At 63.0% G+C, this 26,310-nt stretch carries 23 protein-coding genes and 4 tRNA genes; 20 read left to right on the top strand and 7 right to left on the bottom strand.

All coding sequences use genetic code 11. From position 1 onward, the window contains the following. Positions 1-30: 30 nt before the first annotated feature. Positions 31-498 carry a tellurite resistance TerB family protein gene (locus DU505_RS19815; RefSeq protein ID WP_114480708.1) on the top strand — a complete coding sequence of 156 codons (468 nt, stop codon included), beginning with the start codon at positions 31-33 and terminating at the stop codon, positions 496-498. A gap of 192 nt (positions 499-690) precedes the next feature. Continuing rightward, positions 691-1,941 carry an NAD(P)/FAD-dependent oxidoreductase gene (locus DU505_RS19810; protein WP_114480692.1) on the top strand — a complete coding sequence of 417 codons (1,251 nt, stop codon included), beginning with the start codon at positions 691-693 and terminating at the stop codon, positions 1,939-1,941. A 16-nt stretch (positions 1,942-1,957) separates the two neighbouring features. Here the strand turns inward: DU505_RS19810 and DU505_RS19805 are convergent, their stop codons facing one another. Then, positions 1,958-2,389 carry a hypothetical protein gene (locus DU505_RS19805; RefSeq protein ID WP_114480691.1) on the bottom strand — a complete coding sequence of 144 codons (432 nt, stop codon included), beginning with the start codon at positions 2,387-2,389 and terminating at the stop codon, positions 1,958-1,960. A gap of 131 nt (positions 2,390-2,520) precedes the next feature. On the opposite strand from DU505_RS19805, the gene pyrC reads away from it, so the two are divergent. Beyond that, a complete protein-coding gene (pyrC, locus tag DU505_RS19800; protein ID WP_114480690.1) occupies positions 2,521-3,558 on the top strand; it encodes a dihydroorotase in 1,038 nt (345 codons plus the stop codon). A 70-nt stretch (positions 3,559-3,628) separates the two neighbouring features. Here the strand turns inward: pyrC and mtnN are convergent, their stop codons facing one another. From mtnN to folD, 3 genes are all read right to left on the bottom strand, one after another. Beyond that, positions 3,629-4,408, bottom strand: coding sequence for a 5'-methylthioadenosine/S-adenosylhomocysteine nucleosidase (mtnN, locus tag DU505_RS19795; RefSeq protein WP_245948095.1), 780 nt, complete (start codon positions 4,406-4,408; stop codon positions 3,629-3,631). A 65-nt stretch (positions 4,409-4,473) separates the two neighbouring features. Continuing rightward, on the bottom strand, positions 4,474-4,947 hold the full coding sequence (locus DU505_RS19790) for an S-ribosylhomocysteine lyase (protein WP_114480689.1): 474 nt from the start codon (positions 4,945-4,947) through the stop codon (positions 4,474-4,476). A gap of 39 nt (positions 4,948-4,986) precedes the next feature. Then, positions 4,987-5,904, bottom strand: coding sequence for a bifunctional methylenetetrahydrofolate dehydrogenase/methenyltetrahydrofolate cyclohydrolase FolD (gene folD / locus DU505_RS19785; RefSeq protein ID WP_114480688.1), 918 nt, complete (start codon positions 5,902-5,904; stop codon positions 4,987-4,989). 225 nt (positions 5,905-6,129) lie between these two features. Between folD and DU505_RS19780 the strand changes: the two genes are divergently transcribed. From DU505_RS19780 to DU505_RS19730, 11 genes are all read left to right on the top strand, one after another. Beyond that, a tRNA-Pro gene (locus DU505_RS19780) sits at positions 6,130-6,206 on the top strand. 68 nt (positions 6,207-6,274) lie between these two features. After that, positions 6,275-6,351: transfer RNA gene (locus DU505_RS19775), tRNA-Arg, on the top strand. 155 nt (positions 6,352-6,506) lie between these two features. Then, positions 6,507-6,581 (top strand) — tRNA-His (locus DU505_RS19770). Between the two features lie 37 nt (positions 6,582-6,618). Continuing rightward, positions 6,619-6,693 (top strand) — tRNA-His (locus DU505_RS19765). Positions 6,694-7,014: 321 nt separating this feature from the next. After that, a complete protein-coding gene (tig, locus tag DU505_RS19760; RefSeq protein ID WP_114480687.1) occupies positions 7,015-8,385 on the top strand; it encodes a trigger factor in 1,371 nt (456 codons plus the stop codon). A 96-nt stretch (positions 8,386-8,481) separates the two neighbouring features. Continuing rightward, complete coding sequence (clpP, locus tag DU505_RS19755; RefSeq protein WP_114480686.1) at positions 8,482-9,102, top strand: ATP-dependent Clp endopeptidase proteolytic subunit ClpP; 621 nt, start codon at positions 8,482-8,484, stop codon at positions 9,100-9,102. Between the two features lie 75 nt (positions 9,103-9,177). Further along, positions 9,178-10,455, top strand: a complete 1,278-nt coding sequence (gene clpX / locus DU505_RS19750) for an ATP-dependent Clp protease ATP-binding subunit ClpX (RefSeq protein WP_114480685.1) — start codon at positions 9,178-9,180, stop codon at positions 10,453-10,455. Positions 10,456-10,611: 156 nt separating this feature from the next. Continuing rightward, on the top strand, positions 10,612-13,017 hold the full coding sequence (gene lon, locus DU505_RS19745) for an endopeptidase La (RefSeq protein ID WP_114480684.1): 2,406 nt from the start codon (positions 10,612-10,614) through the stop codon (positions 13,015-13,017). Between the two features lie 175 nt (positions 13,018-13,192). Continuing rightward, positions 13,193-13,465, top strand: coding sequence for an HU family DNA-binding protein (locus DU505_RS19740; RefSeq protein ID WP_114480683.1), 273 nt, complete (start codon positions 13,193-13,195; stop codon positions 13,463-13,465). Between the two features lie 200 nt (positions 13,466-13,665). Continuing rightward, a complete protein-coding gene (locus DU505_RS19735; protein ID WP_114480682.1) occupies positions 13,666-15,483 on the top strand; it encodes a SurA N-terminal domain-containing protein in 1,818 nt (605 codons plus the stop codon). Between the two features lie 179 nt (positions 15,484-15,662). Continuing rightward, complete coding sequence (locus DU505_RS19730; RefSeq protein WP_114480681.1) at positions 15,663-16,697, top strand: CobW family GTP-binding protein; 1,035 nt, start codon at positions 15,663-15,665, stop codon at positions 16,695-16,697. A gap of 20 nt (positions 16,698-16,717) precedes the next feature. Here the strand turns inward: DU505_RS19730 and DU505_RS19725 are convergent, their stop codons facing one another. Both DU505_RS19725 and DU505_RS19720 read right to left on the bottom strand, forming a co-directional pair. Then, positions 16,718-17,476, bottom strand: a complete 759-nt coding sequence (locus tag DU505_RS19725; RefSeq protein WP_114480680.1) for a UDP-2,3-diacylglucosamine diphosphatase — start codon at positions 17,474-17,476, stop codon at positions 16,718-16,720. 78 nt (positions 17,477-17,554) lie between these two features. Then, on the bottom strand, positions 17,555-18,064 hold the full coding sequence (locus DU505_RS19720; protein ID WP_114480679.1) for a peptidylprolyl isomerase: 510 nt from the start codon (positions 18,062-18,064) through the stop codon (positions 17,555-17,557). Positions 18,065-18,254: 190 nt separating this feature from the next. Here DU505_RS19720 and DU505_RS19715 point away from each other — a divergent pair, with 190 nt between their 5' ends. After that, positions 18,255-19,964, top strand: coding sequence for a glutamine--tRNA ligase/YqeY domain fusion protein (locus tag DU505_RS19715; RefSeq protein WP_114480678.1), 1,710 nt, complete (start codon positions 18,255-18,257; stop codon positions 19,962-19,964). Between the two features lies 1 nt (position 19,965). Beyond that, a complete protein-coding gene (gene cysS, locus DU505_RS19710) occupies positions 19,966-21,369 on the top strand; it encodes a cysteine--tRNA ligase (RefSeq protein WP_114480677.1) in 1,404 nt (467 codons plus the stop codon). 53 nt (positions 21,370-21,422) lie between these two features. Here the strand turns inward: cysS and DU505_RS19705 are convergent, their stop codons facing one another. After that, a complete protein-coding gene (locus DU505_RS19705; RefSeq protein WP_114480676.1) occupies positions 21,423-22,418 on the bottom strand; it encodes a DUF1853 family protein in 996 nt (331 codons plus the stop codon). Between the two features lie 93 nt (positions 22,419-22,511). On the opposite strand from DU505_RS19705, the gene osmF reads away from it, so the two are divergent. Genes osmF through DU505_RS19685 form a run of 4 tightly spaced genes read left to right on the top strand, consistent with a single transcriptional unit; the run spans position 22,512 to position 26,310 of the window. Continuing rightward, positions 22,512-23,423: a glycine betaine ABC transporter substrate-binding protein OsmF gene (gene osmF, locus DU505_RS19700; RefSeq protein ID WP_114480675.1), complete on the top strand. Its 912-nt coding sequence runs from the start codon at positions 22,512-22,514 to the stop codon at positions 23,421-23,423. Between the two features lie 48 nt (positions 23,424-23,471). Then, entirely contained in the window at positions 23,472-24,593 is a 1,122-nt protein-coding gene (locus tag DU505_RS19695; protein ID WP_114480707.1) for an ABC transporter permease, read from the top strand. Then, the gene (locus tag DU505_RS19690; RefSeq protein WP_114480674.1) at positions 24,590-25,531 is read left to right on the top strand and encodes an ABC transporter ATP-binding protein; all 942 of its coding nucleotides are present in this window, start codon (positions 24,590-24,592) and stop codon (positions 25,529-25,531) included. The genes DU505_RS19695 and DU505_RS19690 overlap by 4 nt, the downstream gene beginning before the upstream one ends. Then, positions 25,528-26,310, top strand: coding sequence for an ABC transporter permease (locus tag DU505_RS19685; protein WP_114480673.1), 783 nt, complete (start codon positions 25,528-25,530; stop codon positions 26,308-26,310). Before DU505_RS19690 ends, DU505_RS19685 begins: the two co-directional genes overlap by 4 nt.

Here is a 26,310-nt window from a genome sequence, read left to right as displayed (position 1 = left end):
CTCATGACCGACTACAGCCGGGAGTTCGATATGCTTGCCAGTATCACGCGGTTCTTCCAGGAAGCCCTTGCCGAGCCGGAGTCCACTGCCGACCCCGCACCGACCCTCGAGCTGGCAACCGCCGCTCTGCTGTGCGAGGTGATGCGCGCCGATTACCACACCGACCAGGCGCAACTCGATGCCCTGCGACAGCTGCTGCAGAATCATTTCCACCTGCAGGACGCCGCTGTGGAAGAGTTGATGGAGATGGCCAGGGAAGAGGTCGAGACGTCGGTGGATCACTACCAGTTCGTCAGCCTGGTCAAGCAGCACTACTCCTATGACCAGCGCCGTGAACTGGTGAGGATGATGTGGGTGCTGGCCTATGCGGATACACAAGACGGACATAACGCCCTGGAAGAGCACCGTATCCGCGGGCTGGCCGACCTGCTCCATGTCAGCCACTCCGACTTCATTCGCACCAAGCTCCAGGTTCAGAACGCTGCGGGCGGCTCCTAGCCACTCCCGAGTGGTCCAGTCAATGCGTTGTCTTCGCGTACCGGGCCCCTCAGCCCGGTTTTCGATCGATACATTGATTCGCCTCAGGGCGCGCGGGAATGCGTCGGCGTCGGTCCGGCAGCGCTGATAGAATGAGCCCTCGCCTTCGGTCGGGAGTCGGGGGCACCGTCTGCGCACACCTGGAGGAGAGGCATGTCTCGCGAAACCATCGTACTGGGCGCCGGGATGGTCGGCGTTTCCATTGCCTGGCATCTGGCCCGTCGCGGGCGCTCGGTGCTGCTGGTCGACCGCCGCCCGCCGGGGCAGGAGACCTCATTCGGCAACGGTGGTCTGATTCAACGCGAGGCCGTCCGCCCCTATCCCTTTCCCCAGGGGGTGGGCAAGCTCCTTTCCGTGCTGCCCAATCGCCGGGTGGATATTCGCTATAACCTCCGTGGCATGCTGGAGGCCGCCGGGCCACTCTTTGGCTATTGGCGCCACTCCCTGCCGCGCAGCCATGCGCGGATCATTCCCGAGTATGCCTCGCTGATCATGCTGTCGACCCAGGAGCACGAGCCGATGATCGAGGCGGCGAATGTCGATGCCATGATCAGCAAGGACGGCTGGCTCGAGGTCTATCGCAGCCAGGCCGGGTTGGACGCACGCCGATTGGAGGCCCGTGAAGCTGCCGAGCGCTTCGGGGTGACCCATGAAGTGCTGGATCGGGCGGGTCTTGTGCGGCGTGAACCCCAGCTCTCCGACCGAGCCATTGGCGCAATCCATTGGACGAATTCATGGGGTGTCGACGATCCAGGCGGGCTGGTGGCGGCTTACGCCCGCAGCTTCGAAAGCGAGGGTGGTCGTTTCGTCCAGGCCGAGATCCAGGATGTCGCCCGGAATGGCCAGGGCTGGCGGGTAGTGACCGACGGGGGCGTGCATGAGGCGCAGGAGGTGGTCATGGCATTGGGCCCCTGGGCCGGGAGCTGGATGAAGCGCCTGGACTACCGCATGCCGACCTTCGTCAAGCGCGGCTATCACATGCACTACGACGCCCATGAGGCCCGGCGGCTGCAGTATTGGGTCGCCGATGCCGAAGTCGGCTATATCCTGGCGCCGATGCGCGCTGGCATTCGGCTGACCACCGGTGCCGAGCTCAAGCCTCTCGATGCACCGCCCCACTATGGCCAGCTCGACGCCGCGGAGCGAGTGGCCCGAAGCATCTATCCCTCCTTGGGGGAACGCCTGGACCCCGAGCCCTGGAAGGGCGCGCGCCCCTGCCTGTCGGACATGAAGCCGGTCATTGGCCCGGCCCCTCGGCACGAGGGTCTCTGGTTTGCCTTCGGCCACGGACATCAGGGATTCACACTAGGGCCGGTCACCGGCCGGGTGATGGCCGAAATGATGGAGGGTGAGGTGCCAGTGGTGGAGATGTCGCCTTTCCGCGCAGACCGCTTCGGAAACTGATGGAATGTTCAAAGGCTCAGGCATGGCCCGACCGCTGGCGGCGCTTCCTCAGCAGGTGGTGAATGAACTTGATCACCAGGGTCATGACATAGACGACCCAGCCGGCCGTGGCCAGGACATTGAGCAGCAGCATCTTCTGCTGTCCACTGAGCGGGGCGATCAGCATCTCGAGCAGGACGCCGAGCAGCAGGGCCAGAACCATGGGTAGCGCCAGGATATGCATCCACATTTCGGTACGGCGCTTGCGCACGTGATAGCGGCTGAGATGGACGCGAAAGGGGCGATGGACAAAACTGACCAGTATCATGGCTCCCAGAGCGAGCAGGGCGGCCAGAGTGGGTTCGATGCTGTCGAGGCGAGCGGAAATGCTGATCGACCAGAAGACGAGAAGCCACATCAGACCGGCCAGAATGGCGACGATATCGGCGTAGTGGCGAACCCTGGGCATGATAATGTCTCTTGCGGTGAAAACGGCGTCGATGATACGGCAATTCGGCTCGGCTTGCTGTGGTTTGACGTGCTTCCGGTATACTGTCGCCCGCCATTCCCTGCCGATCACAGCCGACTACAGGATATGCCGTGAACACTATTACCCTGACCCGACCCGACGACTGGCACCTTCACCTGCGCGATGGAGACGCGTTGCAGGCAGTGGTGCCCGCGACTGCCCGGCAGATGGGGCGTGCCATCATCATGCCCAACCTGAAGCCCCCGGTCACCACCACGGTTCAGGCGCAGGACTATCGTGAGCGCATCCTGGCTGCCCGGCCCCAGGGATCGGGTTTCGAGCCATTGATGACCCTCTATCTCACCGACGACACGCCGGCGGAGGAGATCGAACGGGCATACGCCAGCGGCATGATCCATGCAGTGAAGCTCTATCCGGCAGGAGCGACAACCAATTCGGCTTCCGGAGTGACGGATCTGGCGCATTGCGACGAGGCAATCGCGGCCATGGCGCGATTGGGCATGCCACTGCTGGTTCACGGCGAGGTCACCGATAGCGAGATCGATATTTTCGATCGCGAGGCGGTCTTCATCGATCGGGTCATGAAACCGCTGCTGGCACGGCATCCGTCGCTCAAGGTGGTCTTCGAGCATATTACCACCGCCGATGCCGCCGACTTCGTGGCCCAGGCGCCCGCCAACGTGGCGGCCACCATTACCGCACATCACCTGCTGTTCAACCGAAACCACATGCTGGTGGGCGGTATTCGCCCGCATTACTACTGCCTGCCGATTCTCAAGCGCGAACGCCATCGCGAAGCGCTGCTGGCGGCGGCGACGTCCGGCAGTAGCAAGTTCTTCCTGGGCACCGACAGTGCCCCCCATGCCCAGGGTGACAAGGAGTCGGCCTGCGGCTGTGCCGGGGCCTATACGGCACCGGCCGCCATCGAGTTGTACGCCATGGCGTTCGAGCAGGCAGGCGCTCTGGACAGGCTGGAAGGGTTTGCCAGTCATCATGGCCCCGATTTCTATGGCCTGCCACGCAACGCCGATACGGTCACCCTGGTGCGTGAAACATGGCAGCTGCCCTCGTCGCTGCCCTATATCACGGGCCAGCGGATCGTGCCGCTCAAGGCGGGTGAGACGTTGGACTGGAAACTGCGCGACTGATGCGACGCAAACGGCCGCCTCGAGAGGCGGCCGTTTGCGTAGTCAGGGGGCGAAGACGTAGAGAGAGGCTTCAGCCGACGGTGGCCGTCTCGGGCTCTCCCTCGCCTTTATTCTTCTGTTTCCGCTGCTGTTCTCCCGAGAGCGATGGGTCGGCCAGGCGCGCCACCATGGTTTCGACCATGCGTGCGGAGTGGGCGGCCGCTTTTTCCAGAAACTCTTCGAAGGAGAGGTGGTTGTCGCCACCGCTAGCGATATCCGACAGCGAGCGGATGACCACGAAGGGGCAGCCGTACAGGTGGCAGGTCTGGGCGATGGCTGCGGCTTCCATCTCGGCGGCCAACATGGTGGGAAAACGCGTGCGCGTCTTCAGGACCAGTTCGGGGCAGGCCATGAAGACATCGCCGGTGGCAATGAGTCCTTCTACCACCCGCACCTCACCCAGTGCCTCGACGCACTCCCGGGCGATCTTTACCAGGCGTTGATCGGGCATATAGGCCGCGGGCATCATAGGCACCTGGCCATGCTCGTAGCCGAATACCACGGCATCGACATCGTGATGGCGTACCTCGCTGGACACCACCACATCGCCGATCTCCAGGCCTTCGCCGAAGCCGCCCGCCGAGCCGGTATTGATGATCGCTTCCGGCTTGTAGACATCCAGCAGCAGGGTGGTGCCGATGGCGGCATTCACTTTTCCGATGCCGGACTGAAGGATCACCACATCGACGCCATGGAGCATGCCATGGTGGAAGGTGCAGCCCACGTGAGTCCGGGTGCGGCGACCTTCCAGCAGCGAGGCAAGGTAGTCGACCTCCTGGGCCATGGCGCCGATGATGCCGATGCGTTTCATTCGTGGGGGTGTCTCCGGTGTCGCTGGGTCAGAGGTGTTGCCGGCCCGGGGCCGTCGAGCCGGTTTCACGCCTCGGCCGCGAAGACATGGATCCATTCATCGCGCTTGGCAAGGAAGCCGCTCGCGATCTGCTTGGCGCCCTCCAGGCTGTGGCTCGCCGCCCAGCCGCACTGCATCTCGTTGCAGGCAGGAACCTCGTCGGCTTCCAGCACGTCCTCCAGGGTTTTCTGCAGCAGATTCAGCACGTCGTCATAGTCGTCGTGATTGATCAGAGCCACATAGAAGCCGGTCTGGCAGCCCATGGGGCTGATGTCGACGATACGGTCCGAGTGGTTGCGAGACAGCTCTGCCATCAGGTGCTCCAGGGAGTGCAGGGAAGGCATCTCCATGTGTTCCTGGTTGGGTTGGCAGATACGCATGTCGTACTTGTGGATCGTGTCGCCGTTGAGTCCCGTCTTGATATCGGCCAGGCGCACGTAGGGAGCCTTCACCTTGGTGTGGTCCAGGTTGAAGCTTTCGACGTTCATCTTGTCGCTCATGGGCGGCCTCGGGGCTAGGTAAATGGAAAGGGGCGTATTCTACCCGAGGTACGTGTCCCTGTCAGGCGCTGGCTCGTCTCGGGCAGGCAGCGACCCCTGCTCCATGGCGTCATGCATCTCGGCTGCGATCAGCGTGTTCTCCAGCAGCGATGCAATGGTCATGGGGCCGACGCCGCCGGGCACGGGGGTGATCCAGGCGGCACGTTCCGCCGCACTGGTGAAATCGACGTCGCCCACCAGTCGACCGTCCTCCTCGCGGTTGATACCCACGTCGATGACAATGGCGCCCTCGCGCACCCATTCGCCCTTGACCAGGCCGGGGTTGCCTACCGCCACCACCAGCAGTTCGGCGCGCCTGACGTGCTCCTCGAGGTTGCGGGTAAAGCGGTGGCATACCGTCGTGGTACAGCCGGCCAGCATCAGTTCCAGCGCCATGGGGCGGCCGACGATGTTGGAGGCGCCGACGACGGTGGCATCGAGGCCCCGGACCTTGAGGCCACTGGCCTGCAGCAGGGTCATCACCCCCTTGGGCGTGCAGGGGCGCAGCATCGGCAGCCGCTGGGCAAGACGACCCAGGTTGTAGGGGTGGAAGCCGTCGACATCCTTGTGGGGCAGGATGTGCTCCAGTATGGGCCGGGCATCGAGGTGGTCGGGCAGGGGCAGCTGTACGAGAATGCCATCGACCCGCGGATCGGCGTTCAGCTCGTCCACCAGCGTTTCCAGTGCCTGCTGGGATGTTTCGGCCGGAAGGAGATGCAGGAAGGAGCGGATGCCGGCCTGCTCGCAGTCGCGGTGCTTGTTGTTCACGTAGATGCGGGAGGCCGGGTCGTCGCCCACCAGAACGACGGCCAGGCCTGGGGTCCGCTTGCCATCCGCGTGGCGTGTCTCGAGCTGGCGAGCAACCTGTTGGCGGACCTGGGCGGCAATGGCCTTGCCATCGATGAGTTGGGCGGTCATCGTTTCTTCCTCGTGCTTGGGTGGTGGGCTGGCCGGCGGCAGCATCACCCTTGGAAGGAGGCTGGCCGGTGCAGGAAGGGGGCTGATTTTCGCATGGCGGGGCCGTCAGGCAAAGCGCAAAAAAGGCCGGCTTGTCAGGCCGCTATTGACCCCGAGGAATTCTCGCGTAGAATACGCAGCGCTCGATGAGGCCCTGTGGCGGCATCGGGGCCGTGCGAAGACCGGCGGGGTGTAGCGCAGTCTGGTAGCGCGCCTGCTTTGGGAGCAGGATGTCGGGGGTTCGAATCCCTCCACCCCGACCACAACCTCTTGTTTGCGCGAAGGAACTTGCACAATCAGGGTTGCGGTCAGACGCCATGGAACGTAGAATGCGCCCATAGCTCAACCGGATAGAGCAACGGCCTTCTAAGCCGTAGGTTGCAGGTTCGAGTCCTGCTGGGCGTGCCATGCGGCATGTTGTGGCAGTGACTGTTCCTGATCGTCTGAGGCGGGATCGTCTGAGACGCCGAGACAGGATTGTCTGAGCAAGATTGCCTGGGTAAGATTGTCTGGGCAAGAAAGGCGCCGGAAGCGCGGTGCCAGTAGTTCGAGTCATCGTTATGGTGGATGTAGCTCAGTGGTAGAGCCCCGGATTGTGGTTCCGGCTGTCGTGGGTTCGATCCCCATCATCCACCCCATATCGATGCTTCAGATATTGAAGTGGTGCTTGCAGTGGTGGATGTAGCTCAGTGGTAGAGCCCCGGATTGTGGTTCCGGCTGTCGTGGGTTCGATCCCCATCATCCACCCCATTGCCACCTGACCAGATCGTTACTCCGCTCGTTCCTTCTGATTTTCGTTCTTTGTTTCTCGCTCTCCAGCTCTTGTGTCGGCGCTTGCGCCAGCCTTTTTCCGTGTGTCTGTCTCCCGCAGCGCCATCTCCGGATCGTTTGCCATTGTCGGTAGTCAGGCCATCGTTTGCCTATGTCGATTGCCGCCGGCCCCTTGTAATCTATCCTGATGCCCCAATCCTATGGGCATGGCGCTTGCCAGCGCAGGCCGGGATTCTTAGAATCTCTCTTTTGACCTTCCACGCTTTCAACTGAACGCCCCCAGTCGGTAGAGGACTATTCATGCAAGTTTCCGTCGAAACGCCTTCCCAGATCGAGCGCCGTGTCACGTTTCAGGTGCCAGCGGCCGAGGTCGACGAAGCCGTCGAGGCTCGCCTCAAGGACACTGCGAAGAACGTGCGCCTGAACGGCTTCCGCAAAGGGCGTGTGCCCATGGCGGTGGTGCGTCAGCGTTACGGTCGCGACGTGCGCGATGAAGTGGTGGGCGAAGTGATGCGCGAGCGTTACGTCAAGGCCATCTCGGAAGAGAACCTCAACCCCGCCGGTTTCCCCAGCATCGAGCCCCGGGTAAACGAAGCGGGCAAGGACCTGGAGTTCGTGGCCAATCTCGAGGTCTACCCCGAGATCGAGCTGGCCTCCATCGACGATGTCGAGGTCGAGCGTCCGGTCGTTGACGTGACCGATGCCGATCTCGAGGAGATGGTCGAGACGCTGCGCAAGCAGAACGCTTCCTGGGAGGAAGTCGACCGCGTCGCCGAGGAAGGCGACCAGGTGAAGATCGACTTCCAGGGCTTCCTGGGCGATGAGCCCTTCGAGGGCGGCAGCGCCGAGGGCCACGACCTGGTGCTGGGTTCCGGCAATTTCATCCCCGGCTTCGAAGCACAGCTGGAGGGTGCCAAGGCTGGCGACGAGAAGGAGATCAAGGTCACCTTCCCGGAGGATTATCAGGCCGAGCAGCTGGCCGGTCAGGAAGCCACCTTCAAGGTCAAGGTCCATGCGGTGAAGGGCCAGGCCCTGCCCGAGATCGACGAGGAATTCATCAAGCGCTTCGGTGTGGAAGACGGCGATATCGAGAAGTTTCGTGCCGAAGTGCGCAAGAACATGGCGCGCGAAGCGAAGCAGGCCGTCGATAACCGCGTCAAGCAACAGGTGCTCGATGCGCTGAAGAAAGCCAACGACGTGCCGGTGCCCCAGGCACTAGTGCAGCAGGAGACCGATGCGCTCAAGCGCCAGGCGGCCCAGCAGTTCGGCCTGGGTGAGGACTTCGACGTTTCCCAGCTGCCCAACGAGCTCTTTGCCGAACAGGCCAAGGGGCGCGTCCAGGTCGGCCTGCTGCTGGCTGAAGTGATCAAGTCCAGTGAGCTCGATGCCACTGATGACGAGATTCGCACCAAGGTCGAGGAACTGGCCGAGCAGTACCAGGACCCGCAGCAGGTGGTCGAGTACTACATGAGTAACGAGCAGCTGAAGACCCAGGTCAAGTCAGCCATCCTCGAAGAGAAGGCGGTTGACAAGCTGCTGGAACAGGCGACCGTCAAGGACGTCGAAATGAGCTACCAGCAGGCCCTGGCCGCTGCACAGCAGCAGGCCGAGCAGGACGACGAAGCTGCCAGCGAGGCCGAGGCCGAAGAAGGTCAGGAAGCCAAGAGCTGAACCCAAGCCGGCTGACCCTTCCGGCGCTGTCGAGACTGGCAGGTACCGGAAGGGGGTATTACGCTTCCATTCATCGGATGCAAGGACATCACACTGATGAGCAACGAGTTCGAGATCCAAAACGCCGGCGGCCTGGTGCCGATGGTGGTAGAGCAGAGCGCACGCGGTGAGCGGGCCTATGATATCTACTCTCGCCTGCTGAAGGAGCGTGTGATCTTTCTGGTGGGGCCGGTGGAGGATCACATGGCCAACCTGGTGGTGGCACAGATGCTTTTCCTCGAGTCCGAGAATCCGGACAAGGACATTCATCTCTACATCAATTCACCGGGTGGGGCCGTGACCGCCGGCATGGCGATCTATGACACCATGCAGTTCATCAAGCCGGATGTGTCAACGGTCTGTATCGGCCAGGCGGCCAGCATGGGCGCTCTGCTGCTGGCTGCCGGTGCGGCTGGCAAGCGCTACTGCCTGGGCAATTCACGGGTGATGATCCACCAGCCGTTGGGTGGCTATCAGGGGCAGGCCTCCGATATCGAGATCCACACTCGTGAGATACTCGGCATCCGGGACAAGCTCAATCGGATTCTGGCGCACCACTCCGGCCAGGATTTCGAGACGATTGCGCGGGACACCGATCGCGACAATTTCATGGATGGCAGCCAGGCGGCCGAATATGGACTGATCGATGCTGTGCTGGATAAGCGGCCCACATCCTGATAGCGTGATTCGATACACGCCCTTCACACGTGACAACCGGCGGCTTCAGGCCGCCGAAGCGACAGAGGTACGCGAATGGCCGACGGCAAAGGCAAGGACGAGGGCGGCAAGCTGCTGTACTGCTCGTTCTGTGGCAAGAACCAGAATGAAGTGCGCAAGCTGATTGCAGGCCCGTCCGTGTATATCTGCGACGAGTGTGTCGATCTCTGTAACGACATCATTCGCGAGGAAGTTCTCGATGCCGACGCCGAGAGCGATGAGGAGCGGTTGCCCGTTCCCCGCGAGATTCGTCGCACCCTGGACGATTACGTCATCGGCCAGGACCGCGCCAAGACGGTGCTGTCCGTAGCCGTCTACAATCACTACAAGCGCCTTCGCGCCGGTATCAAGGGCGACGACGTGGAGTTGGGCAAGTCCAACATCCTGCTCATTGGCCCCACCGGTAGCGGCAAGACTCTGCTGGCCGAAACCATGGCGCGGCTGCTCAATGTGCCGTTCACCATCGCGGACGCCACCACGCTTACCGAGGCGGGTTACGTCGGCGAGGACGTCGAGAACATCATCCAGAAGCTGCTGCAGAAGTGCGACTACGATGTGGAGAAGGCCCAGCGTGGCATCGTCTACATCGACGAGATCGACAAGATCTCGCGCAAGTCGGACAACCCCTCCATCACCCGAGATGTCTCGGGCGAGGGCGTGCAGCAGGCGCTGCTGAAGCTGATCGAGGGCACCACGGCTTCCGTACCGCCACAGGGTGGCCGCAAGCATCCTCAGCAGGAGTTCCTGCAGGTGGATACGGGCAATATCCTGTTCATTGTCGGCGGTGCCTTTGCCGGCCTGGACAAGGTGATCCGCGATCGCGCCGAGAAGGGCGGTATCGGTTTCAATGCCACGGTGAAGAGCAAGGACGAGGCGAAGGGCGTTGGCGCCTTGCTTGCCGATGTCGAGCCTGAGGATCTGGTCAAGTTCGGCCTCATTCCCGAGTTTGTCGGGCGCCTGCCGGTCATTGCCACCTTGACCGAGCTGAGTGAGGATGCGCTGGTCCAGATTCTTACCGAGCCGAAAAACTCCCTGGCCAAGCAGTATGCGCGTCTGTTCGACATGGAAGGGGTGGAGCTGGAGTTCCGCGAGGACGCCCTGCGTGCCGTGGCGGTCAAGGCCATGACCCGCAAGACGGGGGCCCGTGGGCTGCGCTCCATCCTCGAGTCGGTATTGCTCGACACCATGTACGAGATTCCCTCTATGGAAGGGGTGACCAAGGTGGTGATAGATGCCACGGTCATTGCCGGCGAGAGCGAGCCGCTGCTGATCTATTCGCAGCAGGACCAGCGGGTCGACGGCACCGACGGCTGAAGCACGGCGGGTAATCCCGGCCGATGCTCATGCCAGTGGAAGGGGTCGCTTGAGCGACCCCTTTGGCTGTCTGTTACCTGCGCTCTCCCTTGCAATGGGGGCGCTGCGCCCCCATTCCCTTCTGTATCCACCCGATTCGTTTGAGGAACGTCTGCGATGCAGCAGAACGCCGATCAGACCCTGAGTCTGCCCCTTCTTCCACTGCGCGATGTCGTTGTCTATCCGCAGATGGTGATACCGCTGTTCGTTGGACGGGAGAAGTCCATCCAGGCACTGGATGCGGCCATGGCGGCCGACAAGCGTGTTCTGCTTGTGGCCCAGCGTGAAGCCGGCCAGGACGATCCTGGCACCGAGGATCTCTTCGGCATCGGCACCGTGGCTGAGATCATGCAGCTGCTCAAGCTGCCCGACGGCACCGTCAAGGTGCTGATCGAGGGCACCTCCCGTGCCGATCTCCGCGAGGTGCACCATACCGATCAGGGTTACAGCCTGGCCGAGGCGGTGCTGCGTGACAGCGAGCCGCTCTCCGAGCGTGAGCAGGAGGCCCTGGTACGGGTGCTGCTCAACCAGTTCGAACAGTACGTCAAGCTTTCCAAGAAAGTCCCCAATGAAGTGCTCAACTCCCTGTCCGGGATCGAGGACCCGAGTCGTCTGGTCGATACGGTCTGTGCCCACCTGTCGCTCAAGATCGGCGACAAGCAGCAACTGCTGGAGATGGATCGGGTTCGTGACCGCATCGAGCACCTGATGGCGCTGATCGAGTCGGAAATCGACCTGCTGCAGGTCGAGAAGCGCATCCGCTCCCGGGTCAAGGACCAGATGGAGAAATCCCAGCGCGAGTACTATCTCAACGAGCAGATGAAGGCCATCCAGAAGGAGATGGGCGAGCTCGAGAACGTGCCCAATGAGGCTGAGAAGTACGAGGCGGCGATCGAAGAGTCGGGCATGCCGCAGGAGGCCCGCGAGAAGGCGCTGCAGGAGCTGGGCAAGCTAAAGATGATGTCGCCCAACTCGGCCGAGGCCACGGTGGTGCGCTCCTATCTCGATTGGCTGGTCGCCGTGCCCTGGAAGAAGCGCACCCGGGTCAAGCATGATCTGGTGCATGCGCACAAGGTATTGGACGAAGACCACTATGGCCTGGACGAGGTGAAGGAGCGAATTCTCGAATACCTCGCCGTGCAGAAGCGGGTCAAGAAGCTAAAGGGCCCGGTGCTCTGCCTGGTCGGCCCGCCCGGAGTGGGCAAGACCTCGCTGGGGCAGTCGATCGCCCGTGCCACCAACCGCAAGTACGTGCGTCTGGCGCTGGGTGGGGTGCGTGACGAGTCCGAGATTCGCGGCCACCGTCGCACCTATATTGGCTCGCTGCCGGGTAAGCTGGTCCAGCGCATGAGCAAGGCGGGCGTCAGGAATCCGCTCTTCCTGCTCGACGAAGTCGACAAGATCGGCATGGATCATCGCGGCGATCCGGCATCCGCCCTGCTCGAGGTGCTTGATCCGGAGCAGAACGACAAGTTCAACGATCACTACCTCGAGCTGGACTACGACCTGTCAGACGTGATGTTCATCTGTACCGCCAACTCCATGAACATCCCGGGGCCTCTGCTGGACCGCATGGAGATCATACGTCTACCCGGCTACACCGAGGACGAGAAACTCGCCATCGCGCGTCGCTACCTGGTTGCCAAGCAGCTCAAGGCCAATGGCTTCAAGGAAGACGAGCTGAGCTTTGCCGACGACGCGCTGCTCGAGCTGATTCGCTACTATTCACGCGAGGCCGGCGTTCGCGAGCTTGAGCGCCAGATAGCCAAGGTGTGCCGCAAGGTGTTGCGTCAGCGGCTGGAACAGCAGGGGCAGGGTGCCCTGGCGCCGGTGGCACTGAGCGCGGCCGACATCGAGCAGTACGCGGGTGTGCGCCGCTACAGCTACGGTCTTGCCGACATGGAGGACCAGGTGGGACGGGTCACCGGCCTGGCATGGACATCGGTCGGTGGCGAGCTGCTCAATATCGAGTCGGTCGTCACCCGGGGCAAGGGGCGCATCAACAAGACCGGCTCACTGGGTGATGTCATGAAGGAGTCGGTGAGCGCCGCTCACACCGTGGTGCGTGCCCGTGCCGATGCGCTTGGTATCGATCCGGAGCGCTTCGAGAAGGAGGATCTTCATATCCACGTTCCTGAGGGTGCCACACCCAAGGATGGCCCGAGTGCCGGCATTGCGATGGTGACTGCGATGGTCTCTGCCTACACTGCTCGACCGATCCGTTGTGACTTGGCGATGACGGGGGAGGTCAACCTGCGAGGCGAGGTGATGCCGATCGGGGGGTTGAAGGAGAAATTGCTGGCTGCGCGGCGCGGTGGTATAAAGATCGTGCTCATTCCGGAAGAGAACCGACGGGATCTCAAAGAGGTGCCGGATAACATCAAGGATGCACTGGATATCCGGCCCGTCCGCTGGATCGATGAGGTGCTTGAGGCGGCTCTGGCTGAAAGGTCTGGCCCCAAGAGTGAGGATTCCCGAACGGATGATTCTGCAGCATCCACCTCAATGATCAGCACGCATTAACGATATTTTAGCGTCATGCTGGGAGAAAAACCCCGGTATGACGCGGTTTGGCGCTGTAAGTTGCTTGACACGTCTTTTGCTGCATTGCTATAAACTGCTGCCATGCTGTGATCGTGTTGCCAGGCGAAAGGTGCGCCGATTAGAGCCATTTACTGAAATAGTCAAGGGGTGAAGTGTGAACAAATCCGAGCTGATCGAAGCCATCGCCGCGTCTGCCGATATTCCCAAGGCCGCCGCGACTCGTGCATTGGATGCCATGGTCGACACCGTCACCGAGAGTCTTAAGAGCGGTGAAACCGTCTCCCTGGTGGGCTTTGGTACTTTTTCCGTCAAGGAGCGCGCCGCGCGTACCGGGCGTAACCCTCAGACCGGCGAGCCGATCCAGATCAGCGCAGCCAAGGTGCCGTCCTTCAAGGCTGGCAAGGCGCTCAAGGACTCCGTGAACTGAGTCAGCGGGATATTTGCGCCGCGGGTCGTCGGCTCACGCAGGCCATCATCGGCAGCAAAAAATCAGGCGCATCGCTATCGCGATGCGCCTTCTTTTTTATGGGCTTACGCTCTGTATCGGGCGGGGGCCATGGTGGGAATGCCTCTGTCACCGTATAATACGGCGCGTCAGCCAGCCAACAATCATCAGCCGAGGCCTCCATGCTGCAAAGTATACGTGACCGCTCCAGAAGTTGGGGCGCGAAGATCATCATCGGAGCCGTCGTCGTGACCATGGCCTTGTTCGGGGTCGAATCCCTGGTAGGCCTGTTGGGCGGAGGTGGCGACGAGGTAGCCAAGGTCAATGGCCAGACGATTACCCGTCAAGAACTGGAGATGGAGGTTCAGCGAGCCATTCGTTCTGGCCAGGTGCCTCCCGAACAGGAGCGGGCGCTGCGTGGTCAGGTCCTCGACGAGCTGATCGGTGAACGACTGCTGACGGCTTTCGCCGAAGATGGCGGCCTGCACCTCTCCGACGAGCAGCTTGACCAGGTGATCGTCACGCTACCGGAATTCCAGAACCAGAATGGCCGCTTCGATGCCGACCTGTTCCGCAACCGCCTGGCAAGCGCCGGTTTCACGCCGTCATCGTTTCGCGCTGCGCTACGAGTGGACCTCAAGCGTCAGCAGGTTCAGCAAGGCCTCGTCATGAGCGACTTCTCGCTGGAAAGTGAGCGAGAGAGCCTGGCGGCCCTGCAGCGTCAGGCTCGCACCTTTCGTTACCATGCGCTGAGTGCCGATGACCTGGCCGAGCCCGTGGAAGTCACCGAACAGGACCTTGTTGCTTACTACGAGGAAAATGCCGACCGCTACCGGCGTCCCGAGCAGGTTCGGCTCGAGTACGTCGTTCTCGATCGTCAGGAGATGGCAGAGGCCGTAGACATCTCAGACGACGACGTTCGCAACGCCTGGGAGGCGCGTGGCCGCGATGTGGATCGGCGGGTGTCCCATATCATGGTGGGCTTCAACGATGAGCGTAGTCGTGAGGAAGCCGTTTCTCGGTTGGAGAGCATTCGTGCTCAGCTCGCCGAGGGTGAGGACTTTGCCGAGCTGGCGCTCCGCTATTCCGACGATCCGACGACCGCCGAGCAGGGGGGCGACCTGGGCGTGATCAGTCGCGGGTTCTTCGGCGATGCGTTCGATGATGCCGCCTTTGCCCTCGCTCCCGGGCAGGTTTCCGATATCGTCGAGACCAGCAGCGGCCTGCATCTTGTGAAGGTGACCGAGCTTGATCAGCCAGCCCTTGAAGAGATGCGTGAAGAGTTGCAGCGTGAGTTGGCGCTGTCCGAGGTCAGCGATGCCTTCAACCGCCGGGTCCAGACCCTGATCGACGAAAGTTTTGCAGCCGATGACCTTGCCAGCGTGGCCGATCAGCTCGAACTGGAACTGCACCAAAGCGATTGGACATCCCGCGACGGCGGCGAGGGTGTGGTCTCCGAACCTGGCGTGATGCAGGAAGCCTTTAGTGACGATGTCCTGGTGGACGGGTTCAACAGCGATGTCATCGAGCTGGACCAGGACCGCAGGATGGTGTTGCGGGTCGCCGATCACCGCGAGGCAGCCGTGCTTCCCCTCGATGAGGTCCGCGATCGCGTGACAGCTGCGGTGGAGCGCCGCAAGCAGCGCGAGGCACTGCTCGACGTGGCGCGCAGCCAGGTGGAGCTGCTGCGGGAGGGCGAGGAGCTGGATATCGAATGGCGCCGCGTCGAGAGCGCCGCGCGTCAGCAGGATAACGTCCCGCGCTCCGTGCTGCAGGCGGCGTTCCGTCTTCCTCACCCCGAGGAGGGTGAGACCGTCTATGGCCAGGCCTCGGACGAGAATCGGGTGGTGCTCATCGCCCTGGACAGCGTCGAGCAGGGCGAAGCGGATACCCAGGTTGAGAACTTCGTGGCTCGGATGTCGGAGCAGCTGCGCGGGCAGGCAGCGATTCAAGGGCTCCAGTCTCACCTGCGTGAGACGGCGGATATCGACCGCCGCTGAAACTGGAGGAGCCGATAAGCAGGAGGCGCGTGGTGCCTCCTGCTTTTTTCTTGCCAGGAATTATACCGTTATCTTGAGCATATATTCGGGGCGACCAGACGAAAGGCATGGGCGAAAAGTGACACGGCAAGTGTTATTATATAACATTAATGCCGATTGAATTTTCCTGGAGGCGAGCGATGCCTGGCACACCGCTTGAATCGATACCCGTGCATCTGGTGAAAGGTTTCCTCGGTAGCGGCAAGAGTACGCTGATCCGTGGGCTCATCGACCAGAAGCCAGCGGATGAGACCTGGGCGATTCTGATCAACGAATTCGGTCAGGTTGGGATCGATCAGGCGATGTTCCAGGCGCGGGAAGATCTGGTGGTGAAGGGGCTGCCGGGAGGCTGTCTCTGCTGCCAGCTGGCCTTCGTCCTGCAGGCGACGCTGGTCAACCTGCTTCACCGCCATCGTCCGGACCGGCTGATCGTCGAGCCGTCTGGCCTGGGGCATCCGGCGGGTCTTCTCGATGTGCTGCGAGGGGAGGCCTTCCACGGCATTCTCGATGTCCGCGACATCATCGTCGTGCTCGATCCGGCGCGCCTCGATGAGCCACGGGTGCGGGAGCACGAGACTTTTCGCGACCAGCTGGCCATGGCCGATGCCGTGGTGCTGACCAGGACGGACCTGGCTTCGTCGGGGCAGGTGGAGGCGGCGCACCGCCATGCAGCCGATCACTGGCCGGCGAGGAAATGGATCCTCGAGGCGCCGAATGGGCAGCTGCCGATATCGCGGCTGCTTTACAGCGAAGGACATGCCGCCATGACGGAGGAGCCGCTCGCAAGCGATGCCCACGACCGGTTGCGAGCCGTGGCAGAAAGAGGGCGGGTCGTGATGCTGGATGATGTGATATCACGACCCGAGCGCGGAAAACCGATACACGAGACGGCAACGGCGCTGGGCTACACCACGCTGGGGTGGCGCTGGCACCCGGATACGCGCTTCGACCTGGATTGTCTGACCGGTGTGCTCGATCGGCTGTCACCGGAGCTGCGGGTCAAGGGGGTGCTGAATACCGATGCCGGCTGGAAGCTCTATAACCGTGGCGATGGCGCTGCCAGGCTGGAGCCCAGCGTGTGGCGGCTGGATTCCCGGCTGGAGGTGATCGGGGAGGCGGGAGGCCTCCCCGATCCGGAGGCGCTGCAGGCCGACCTGGCGGCCTGTGCGGACTGACCTGTCGAGTGGCTTGTGGGTTAGAAGTCGATTTGCTGCAGGGTGGGGTGGCCGTCGTTCTCGATGACCACTTCCCAGCCCCGGCCGGGCTGCCAGTCTCCCAGCACGACACGCTGAGCGGGCGTGCCGTCGATCTCGAGATCATGGACCGCCGGGCGGTGAGTATGGCCGTGGATCAGGGTCGTAACGCCATGGTCGCGCATTACCTGGACGACTTCGTCGGGCGTCACGTCCATGATGTCATCGGCCTTGTTGGAAGTGGCTTCACCGGACTGCTGGCGCAGCGAGGCCGCCAGCGTGATACGGTCGGCAATGGGCATGGCCAGTATCTGCTGCTGCCATTCGGGTTGCCGCGCCCGGGCACGGAAGGCCATGTAGGCTTCGTCCCGGGTGCAGAGGCTATCGCCGTGCATCAGCAGCATTGGCTTGTCGTGAAACACGACCAGGGCGGGGTCGGCCAGCAGCTTCGCGCCGGCAGCGGTGGCGAAGCGCTGGCCGAGCAGGAAATCACGATTGCCGTGCATCAGGTAGATGGCTGTGCCATCGTCAGCGAGTCGACGTAGCGCGGCGGCGATATCCGCGGCAAGGGCGGCATTGCCGCTGGCATCGGCATCGACCATGTCGAGGATGTCGTCACCGACCCAGGCCTCGAAGAAATCGCCGAGTATGTAGAGGGCATCGACCCCACGGGCTCGTTTCTGGAGCCAGCCGAGAAAGCCATCGATCACCTCGGGGGCTTCAGGATGCAGGTGGAGGTCGGAAACTATCAGGGTGCTCATGGGCCATCTCGCAGGGCTGTCGCATGAAGGGCCAGCGCAACACGGCCGCGCAGGCGGTCATGTTGCGCTTCGATCCTGTCAGGTGTCGGCAGGGTGATCCTTCATGTAGGCCCGCTGGATGATCACATCCTCGGCCGGGACGTCGGCGTGCATGCCCCGACGGGTGGTTTCCACGGCGGTGATCTTCTCTACCACATCCATGCCTTCGACCACCTCGCCGAAGACGCAGTAGCCCCAGCCCTGGATGTTCTTGCCGCTGTGGTTGAGGAAGTCGTTGTCGGCCACGTTGATGAAGAATTGCGCCGTGGCTGAGTGGGGGTCCTGGGTGCGCGCCATGGCCAGGGTGCCGATGGTATTCTTGAGGCCGTTGTCGGCTTCGTTCTCGATGGGGTCGCGGGTTGGTTTCTGATTGAATTCCTGATCGAAGCCGCCACCCTGTACCATGAAGCCAGGGATCACCCGATGAAACAGCGTACCGTCGAAATGGCCGTCGCGTACGTACTGCTCGAAATTGGCGGCGGTTTTCGGGGCTTTCTCGTGATTCACGGAAACCGTGATATCACCGAAGTTGGTCTCTAGAACGATCATCGCTTTTTCCTGTGCGCTTTGGCTTTGGCAATAGCAGGCGCGCCTTGGCGCCGTGCAGGGGCGTGACGCTATAATAGCGGTTTTGCATCGATGCGCGAAGCGCGTCGGGTCGTTCCTTATTCTACGACAGCCCACGACACGGGCTTCGCGCCCATGGGCCGCGATTCAACCAGAGGTTTACCGCATCAACATGTCCACCGAAACCGCCAGCGCGCCGAATTTCATCCGCAACCAGATCCGCGACGAGATCGAAGCCGGCAAGGCCGACAGGGTCGTGACGCGTTTTCCGCCCGAGCCCAACGGCTTTCTGCACGTGGGCCATGCCAAGTCGATCTGTCTCAATTTCGGCCTGGCTGAGCAGTTCGGTGGCGACTGTCATCTGCGCTTCGACGATACCAATCCCGCCAAGGAAGAGCAGGCCTATATCGATGCCATCAAGGAGGATGTGGCCTGGTTGGGCTTTCAGTGGGCGGGCGAAGTGCGTTTTGCCTCCGACTACTTCGACCAGCTCTATGCCTGGGCGCAGCATCTGATCCGGGAGGGCAAGGCCTACGTGGACGACCTCTCTCCCGAAGAGATTCGCGAGTATCGCGGCAGCCTGACCGAGGCTGGCAGGCCGAGCCCCTACAGCACGCGCAGTGCGGAAGAGAACCTCGATCTGCTCGAGCGCATGCGCATCGGCGAGTTCGCCGAGGGCGAGAAGGTGCTGCGTGCCCGGATCGACATGGCCGCACCCAACATCAATCTGCGCGACCCGATCCTCTATCGTATTCGCCATGCCCATCACCACCAGACCGGCGACAAGTGGAAGATCTATCCCTCCTACGACTTCACCCACGGCCAGTCGGATGCCCTCGAAGGCGTTACGCACTCCATCTGTACCCTGGAGTTCGAGGATCATCGGCCGCTCTACGAGTGGTTCCTGGAGAACCTGCCGGTGCCGGCCAAGCCGCGCCAGATCGAGTTTGCCCGGCTCAACCTCAACTACACCCTGACCTCCAAGCGCAAGCTCAAGCTGCTGGTGGACGAGGGTATCGTCGACGGCTGGGACGACCCGCGGATGCCGACCATCTCCGGCATGCGTCGCCGCGGTTATACGCCGGGCTCGATCCGCAAGTTCTGCGACATGATCGGCGTGACCCGCGCCGATGGTGGTCTGGTGGACATCGCCATGCTCTATCACGCCATTCGCTCTGATCTCGAGGACAACGCGCCGCGGGCCATGTGCGTGCTCAGGCCGCTCAAGGTAGTGCTGACCAACGTCGCCGACGATCACGAAGAGGTCTTTGATGTGCCGGGCCACCCCGCCCGCGAGGACATGCCCGTGCGTAAGGTACCGTTCACCCGCGAGCTATACATCGACCAGGATGACTTCCTGGAGGAGCCCCCGAAGAAGTTCTTCCGCCTGGCGCCGGGCCAGGAGGTGCGGCTGCGCAACGCCTACGTGATTCGTTGCGACGAGGTGGTGAAGGACGGCGCCAGCGAGATCGCCGAACTGCGCTGCTCGGTGGACTTCGACACCCTGGGCAAGAATCCCGAGGGGCGCAAGGTCAAGGGCGTGATTCATTGGGTCAGCGCGGCCCATGCCGTGCCGATGGAAGTTCGCCTCTACGACAACCTCTTCCTGGTCGAACAGCCGGACAAGGACAAGGACGCCGACTTCCTCGAGCACCTCAACCCCGAGTCGCTGCAGGTCTGTCAGGCCATGGGCGAGCCGAGCCTGGCCGACGCCGCACCCGAGTCGCGCTTCCAGTTCGAGCGCGTCGGCTACTTCTGTGCCGACCGCCACGCCTCTCGCGACGGCAAGCGGGTGTTCAACCGTACCGTCGGACTCAAGGATAGTTGGGCACGTATCCAGAAAAAAGATGGCCAGAAGAATGATGGTCAGAAGAAGGGCTGACATGCAGATCTACAATACGCTGACGCGCCGCAAGGAAACGTTCACGCCGATCGAGCCGGGCAGGGTGCGCATGTACGTCTGCGGCATGACCGTCTACGACTACTGCCACCTGGGCCATGCCCGGGTGATGGTGGCGTTTGATGTGGTGACCCGCTACCTGCGCTGGCGCGGCCTTGACGTCACCTACGTGCGCAACATCACGGATATCGATGACAAGATCCTCAAGCGTGCCGACGAGAACGGCGAGAGCATCGGTGCGTTGACCGAGCGCATGATCGCCGCCATGCACGAGGACGAGGCGCGCCTCTTCGTGCTGCGTCCGGATCATGAGCCTCGTGCCACTGGGCATGTGGCCGAAATCATCGCCATGATCGAGACCCTGATCGACAAGGGCTACGCCTATGCGGCGAGCAACGGCGACGTCTACTACCGGGTGCGCAAGTTCGAGGGCTACGGCAAGCTCAACAATCGCGACCTGGACGAGATGCGCTCCGGGGCCCGGGTCGAGGTCGACGAGCACAAGGAGGACCCGCTCGACTTCGTACTGTGGAAAGCGGCCAAGCCCGGTGAGGCGAGCTGGTCGTCGCCCTGGGGCGAGGGGAGGCCGGGCTGGCATATCGAGTGCTCGGCGATGTCGACCTGCTGCCTGGGGGAGACCTTCGACATTCATGGCGGCGGACCGGACCTGACCTTTCCCCACCATGAGAACGAGATCGCCCAGAGCGAGGCGGCCACCGGCAAGCCCTACGTCAACACCTGGATGCATGCAGGAGCGGTGAGGGTGGATCAGGAGAAGATGTCCAAGTCCCTGGGCAACTTCTTCACCATTCGCGAGGTGCTCGAATCCCATGACCCGGAGGTGGTGCGCTACCTGCTGGTGGCCAGCCACTATCGCAGTGCCATCAACTACGCCCCGGAGTCCCTGGCGGATGCTCGCAAGTCCCTCGAGCGGTTCTACAATGCCCTCGAAGGGCTGGCGTTCGAGGGTGATGAGCCACAGCCGGGCGAGGTGGACGCGCGGTTCGCCGAGCGCTTCATCGCCGCCATGGACGACGACTTCAATACCGCTGAGGCGCTGTCGGTGCTCTTCGACCTGGCCCGCGAACTGAACCGGGCAAGAAAGGAGGCGCCGGGCAGGGTGCGGCCCCTGGCCGCCGAACTCAAACGCCTGGGCGGGGTGCTTGGCCTGTTGCAGCAGGAGCCCGAGGCGTTTCTCAAGGGCGGTGCCGGCGAGCTGCCGCTGAGTGAGGCAGAGATCGAAGCGAAGATCGTTGCCCGTGCAAGCGCCAAGAAAGCGAAGGACTTTGCCGCAGCCGACGGTATTCGTGACGAGCTGGCGGCCCTTGGCATCATTCTCAAGGATTCCCGTGAGGGGACGACCTGGGTACTGGAACAAACGGATTAGGTCGAATGACGTCACGTGGCAGAGCGCCCGGCCCCTGGCCGGGCGCTCTGCGTTCAGCCAAAGGCTTTTGCGGGCGGCAGCGGGATCTGGCGCGGCCAGTCATCAGCGACGACGAATAACCGCCGATAGCCATCGCCCATGTGCCGGTCGCCGCCTGCCAGCAGGGCGATCTGGACCGGTGAGCCGTGGCCCTGGAAGTGCTGTGACAGCCGCGCTTCCACATCCCTGAGGGGAGCGAACGCCTCGTCTCTTGGCAGGGCCAGCCAGTGCGGCTTGGCCAGCCAGGCGGCGCGGATTCCCCGGGGCAGGCCGTCGCGGAAGTTGCGCCACTCGCCCCAGCGGAGCCACTCTCCCCTGAGATGATCCTGGGTCGCCTCCCGGGGGGGCGGTAGTGTCTGGTGCCAGGGATAGAAGAGCACGCCGGGCATCGCCAGCTGGGGCTGTATAAACGGCTCCGGAGAAGGGCCGACGTCCCTGGGGCGAGTGTGGAGCCGGATCGCCAGGCGTGTCTCGGCCCGCTCCGTCAGGCGCAATTGATGGCGATGAAGATGCTCGCGCTTGGTCGCCAGGCTATCGGCCCCACCGGGGCCGATCCAGCGCGCCTGGTCGCTGGGTTCGCCTGGCCCTTCCGGCAGGCCGAGATAGAACTTGATGGCCACTTCCAGATGAATGGGCATCGGGTCGCAGCGGCGGCGATAGAGCAGGTCGAGTTCCCCCAGGGTGCGCTTTCCCTGGTGGATACGCAGGTTATGCGCCAGTAGCCGAGTACCGGGCGCGGCATCGAGCAGAAACTGCCAGAGTCTTTCATGGTAGAGCCCCATGCGGCCTTCAACGGTGGTGCCGACCCGCTGTTCGAGTAACTGCGGTGTGGCTTCCAGTCTCAGAAGGAAAGCGTTGCGCTGGCAGTCGTCTGCCAGCCCCAGGGCGTCGTGTGACGGGCGTCCCGGCCACTCGGCGTGGATCAGGTCGGGTGCCTGGAGAATCCAGGCCAGGTCGCGCACCAGGGGGTGATGACAGTCAGCGAGATGTGGGTCGCCGCTTGCAAGCATGGTAAATAAGCATTCCGCGTTGAGATCGGGTCTGACAGCCAAACTGTACACCCCTTATACTCTGGGTACATTCATAACCAATGGGTGGTGGCGATGAAGCGCTCCCTGATCGGCCTGGCAGTCCTGACGACAGCCTCCGTGCTGACCCTGTCTGCGGCCCAGGCCAACGATCCCGTGGTAGTTTCCTCCAAGATCGATACCGAAGGTTCGGTACTGGGCCAACTGATCATGCAAAGACTCGAGCAGGCAGGCATCGAGGTCGAGGATCGATTGCAGCTGGGTGGCACCAGCATCGTGCGCAGCGCCTTGAAGGCCGGCGAGATCGACATCTACCCCGAGTATACCGGCAATGGCGCCTTCTTCTTCGACATGGCCGATAGCGATGTGTGGAACGACGCCGATGAAGCCTACGCCGCGGTACGGGACCTGGACGCCGAGGATGGCCTGATCTGGTTGACGCCGGCCGATGCCAATAACACCTGGGCCATGAGCGTCCGCGGTGACCTGGCGCGTGAGCAGGGTTTGGCCACCCTGGAAGATCTGGCGGACTACCTGGCGGAGGGGGGCGAGTTCAAGTTCGCCGCCAGTGCGGAGTTCGTCGAATCCGAGCAGGCCTTGCCGGCATTCCAGCAGGCCTACGGCTTCGAGCTGTCGTCGGACCAACTGCTGGTGCTTTCGGGTGGCAATACCGCCGCCACCATGCGGGCCGCTGCCCAGCAGACCAGTGGCGTCAACGCGGCCATGACCTATGGCACAGACGGTGGCCTCGGTGCGCTGGACCTGGTGGTGCTGGAGGATACGCTGGGTGTTCAGCCGGTCTATCAGCCGGCGCCGGTGGTTCGTGAAGCCGTTCTTGCCGCGTATCCCGACATCGAGTCGGTCCTTGAGCCGGTTTTTAAGGCACTGGATCTCGAGACGCTGCAACGGCTCAACGGACAGGTGGCCGTGGACGGGCTGGATCCGCGCCGTGTCGCCGAGGATTTCCTTGCCGATCTTGCGGAATGATTCGTGACGACTGACAGGTCCGCGCCCAACTGGGTATTGCTGTGCCTGATGCTGGTTGGGCTGCTCGCCTGGCTCACGCTCGATGCAGTGAGCATCGCGCCCAATCGCATCGTAGCCGGCACCCCCCATCGCGCTCATGAGGTGCATGGATGGTGGGCAGCGCTGCTGGCCAGCTTGCCCATGCTTGCCGTGATGGTGCTCGCCTGGCGGCCTGACACCCAACGCCTGCAGGTCGCCATGGCCCTGGTGATCGGGTTGCTGGTGGCGATGCCGCTATGGCTGTCAACGGTTGTCGCGACCCTGGCCGATCCCGACATGCCCCAGACGCGACTGGGGATCGGTGCGTCGCTCTGGCTGTTGCTGTTCCTGTGGCTGCTGGTGCTGATCGAGTTGCGTACCCGGCTGAACCTGTCGCGTACGTTCGGCTGGCTGTTGCTGCTGCCTATCTTGCTAGCCTGGTGGTTATCCCTGTCGCTCTGGCTCGAGCCGCTGGCACTCTACCGGGAGTATCAGGGGCGTAGCGATCAGTTCGCTTCAGCCATCGTCTACCACCTGGCCCTGGTTGGCGCGGCGGTGGGTGCCAGCCTGTTGCTGGGGATCGTGCTGGCGCTGTGCATGCGCCGCTACCCCGGCATGCGCAAGGCCGGCTTCGGCGTGCTCAATTTCGTGCAGACCATTCCCAGCCTGGCTCTCTTCGGACTGCTGCTGGCTCCCCTGGCCTGGCTCGCGTCTCGTGTCGAGTGGTTGGCATCCATTGGGGTGAGCGGCATCGGCTGGGCGCCGGCCTGGCTGGCTCTGGTGGGCTATAGCCTGCTGCCCATGGTGCGCAACACCTATGTGGCGCTGGAGGGTGTCGAACCGGCGGTGATCGAATCGGCCCGGGGAATGGGCATGAGCCGTCGTCAGACCTTCCTTCAGGTACGCCTACCGCTGGCGTTGCCGGTCGTGCTGGAGGGGGTGCGAATCACCACGGTACAGGCCATCGGACTGACTGCCGTGGCGGCACTGATCGGCGCCGGCGGCCTGGGCACCTTCATCTTCCAGGGCCTGGGCCAGGCGGCGATGGATCTGGTACTGCTTGGCGCGCTGCCCATCATTGCCCTGGCCCTGGTGGCCGATGCGCTGCTGGGCGCTGTGGCCGAGCGGCTTCGTCACGGAGGGACCCCATGATCGAGCTCTTCGACGTCACCAAGCGTTTCGGCACCGAGACCGCTGTCGACGCTATTTCGCTGCGGGTGGAGAAAGGCGAATTCTGCGCCCTGGTGGGCACCTCCGGGTGCGGCAAGTCGACCACACTACGCATGATCAACCGGCTGATCGAGCATAGTGAGGGAGAGATCCATCTCGATGGCCAGCCGGTTCGATCGTTCAATGAGGAGCTGTTGCGTCGGCGTATCGGCTACGTGATCCAGAACACCGGGCTCTTCCCGCACTGGACGGTGGCGCGCAATATCGGGCTGGTTCCGCGGCTGCTGAAATGGCCGCGCGGGCAGGTACGCGAGCGGACCGAAGAGCTGCTCGAGCTGCTGGGGCTTCCGCGCGAGGAGTTTGCCGACAAATATCCCCACCAGCTGTCGGGCGGGCAGGCGCAGCGGGTCGGCGTGGCCCGGGCGCTTGCTGCCGACCCCGAGATTCTGCTCATGGATGAGCCCTTCGGGGCCCTGGATCCGATTACTCGGGAAACGCTGCAGCGCGAGCTGCAGGACCTGCAGGCGCGCCTCAACAAGACCGTGGTCTTCGTGACCCATGACATGGACGAGGCCTTGGCCCTGGCCGACCGACTGGTAGTGATGCACCAGGGGCGCATCATTCAGCAGGGGCGGCCCATCGACCTGTTGCATGACCCGGTCGATGCGTTCGTCGAGTCGCTGCTGGGCGGCATGGACCGAGGGCTCAAGGAGGCGGCCCTGACCCGCGTCAGCGAACGTATGGCGCCCTTCGGGCCGCGGCTGCTGGCCAGCGAGCGTATTCCCTACCGGGCGCCGCTGAGCCAGGCGCTGTCGGTCATGCTGTGGCACCGGGTGGAACGCCTGACGGTGGTCGACGACGAGGACATCCCCATCGGCGAGCTGTCGCTGCGCCGGCTGCTGGGTGCCAAGCCATCATGAGCGAAAGCGAGCTTCTGGTCGAAACCCGCGGGCAAGTTGGCCGCGGGGTGGCGCAATGGCGTCACTGGGGCGTGCCGCTGATCTGGCTGACGCTGCTGCTGCTGCTCACCTTCGGCATGGCGCAGCTGGAGGCGCTCTTTCGGCTGATCGAGCCCGATACCCGGCAAGTCCTGTATCACCGTTCGAGTCTTGCTGCCCTGCTGGGCCAGCATGTGTTCGTGGTGGCCGTGGCATCGGCGCTGGCCATTCTGCTGGGGGGGAGCGCCGCCATTGCCGTCACGCGGCCGGCTGGCCGCGATTTCCTGCCATTGGTGGCCCAGCTCGCCTCCATCGGCCAGACGTTTCCGCCAGTCGCCGTGCTGGCGCTAGCGGTGCCGGCACTCGGCTTCGGCACGCTGCCGATCATCGTGGCACTGCTGCTGTACGGTCTGCTCCCCATCGTGCGCAACACCTTGGCTGGCCTTTCGGGCATCGACCCGGGCGTCCACGAGGCGGCCCGGGGCATGGGCATGACCGGTGGGCAGATTCTGCGGCAGGTCGAGCTGCCGCTGGCGGCGCCGGTGATTCTGGCGGGTATCCGTACCTCCGTCACCATCAATATTGCCACGGCTGCCATCGGTGCCACGGTCGGGGCGAGCAACCTGGGTGACCCCATCATCTCGGGGATCGTCAACGGCAATACCGCCTATATCGTGCAGGGGGCCCTGCTGATCGGGCTGCTGGCGATCACCGTCGATAGTACGTTCGAGCGTTTGCTGCGTCGACCGACGAGCCGTTAG

Source organism: Billgrantia montanilacus (genome assembly GCF_003336675.1).
Taxonomy (GTDB): Bacteria; Pseudomonadota; Gammaproteobacteria; order Pseudomonadales; family Halomonadaceae; genus Halomonas; species Halomonas montanilacus.
This window is presented reverse-complemented; position numbering and strand designations above follow the sequence as displayed.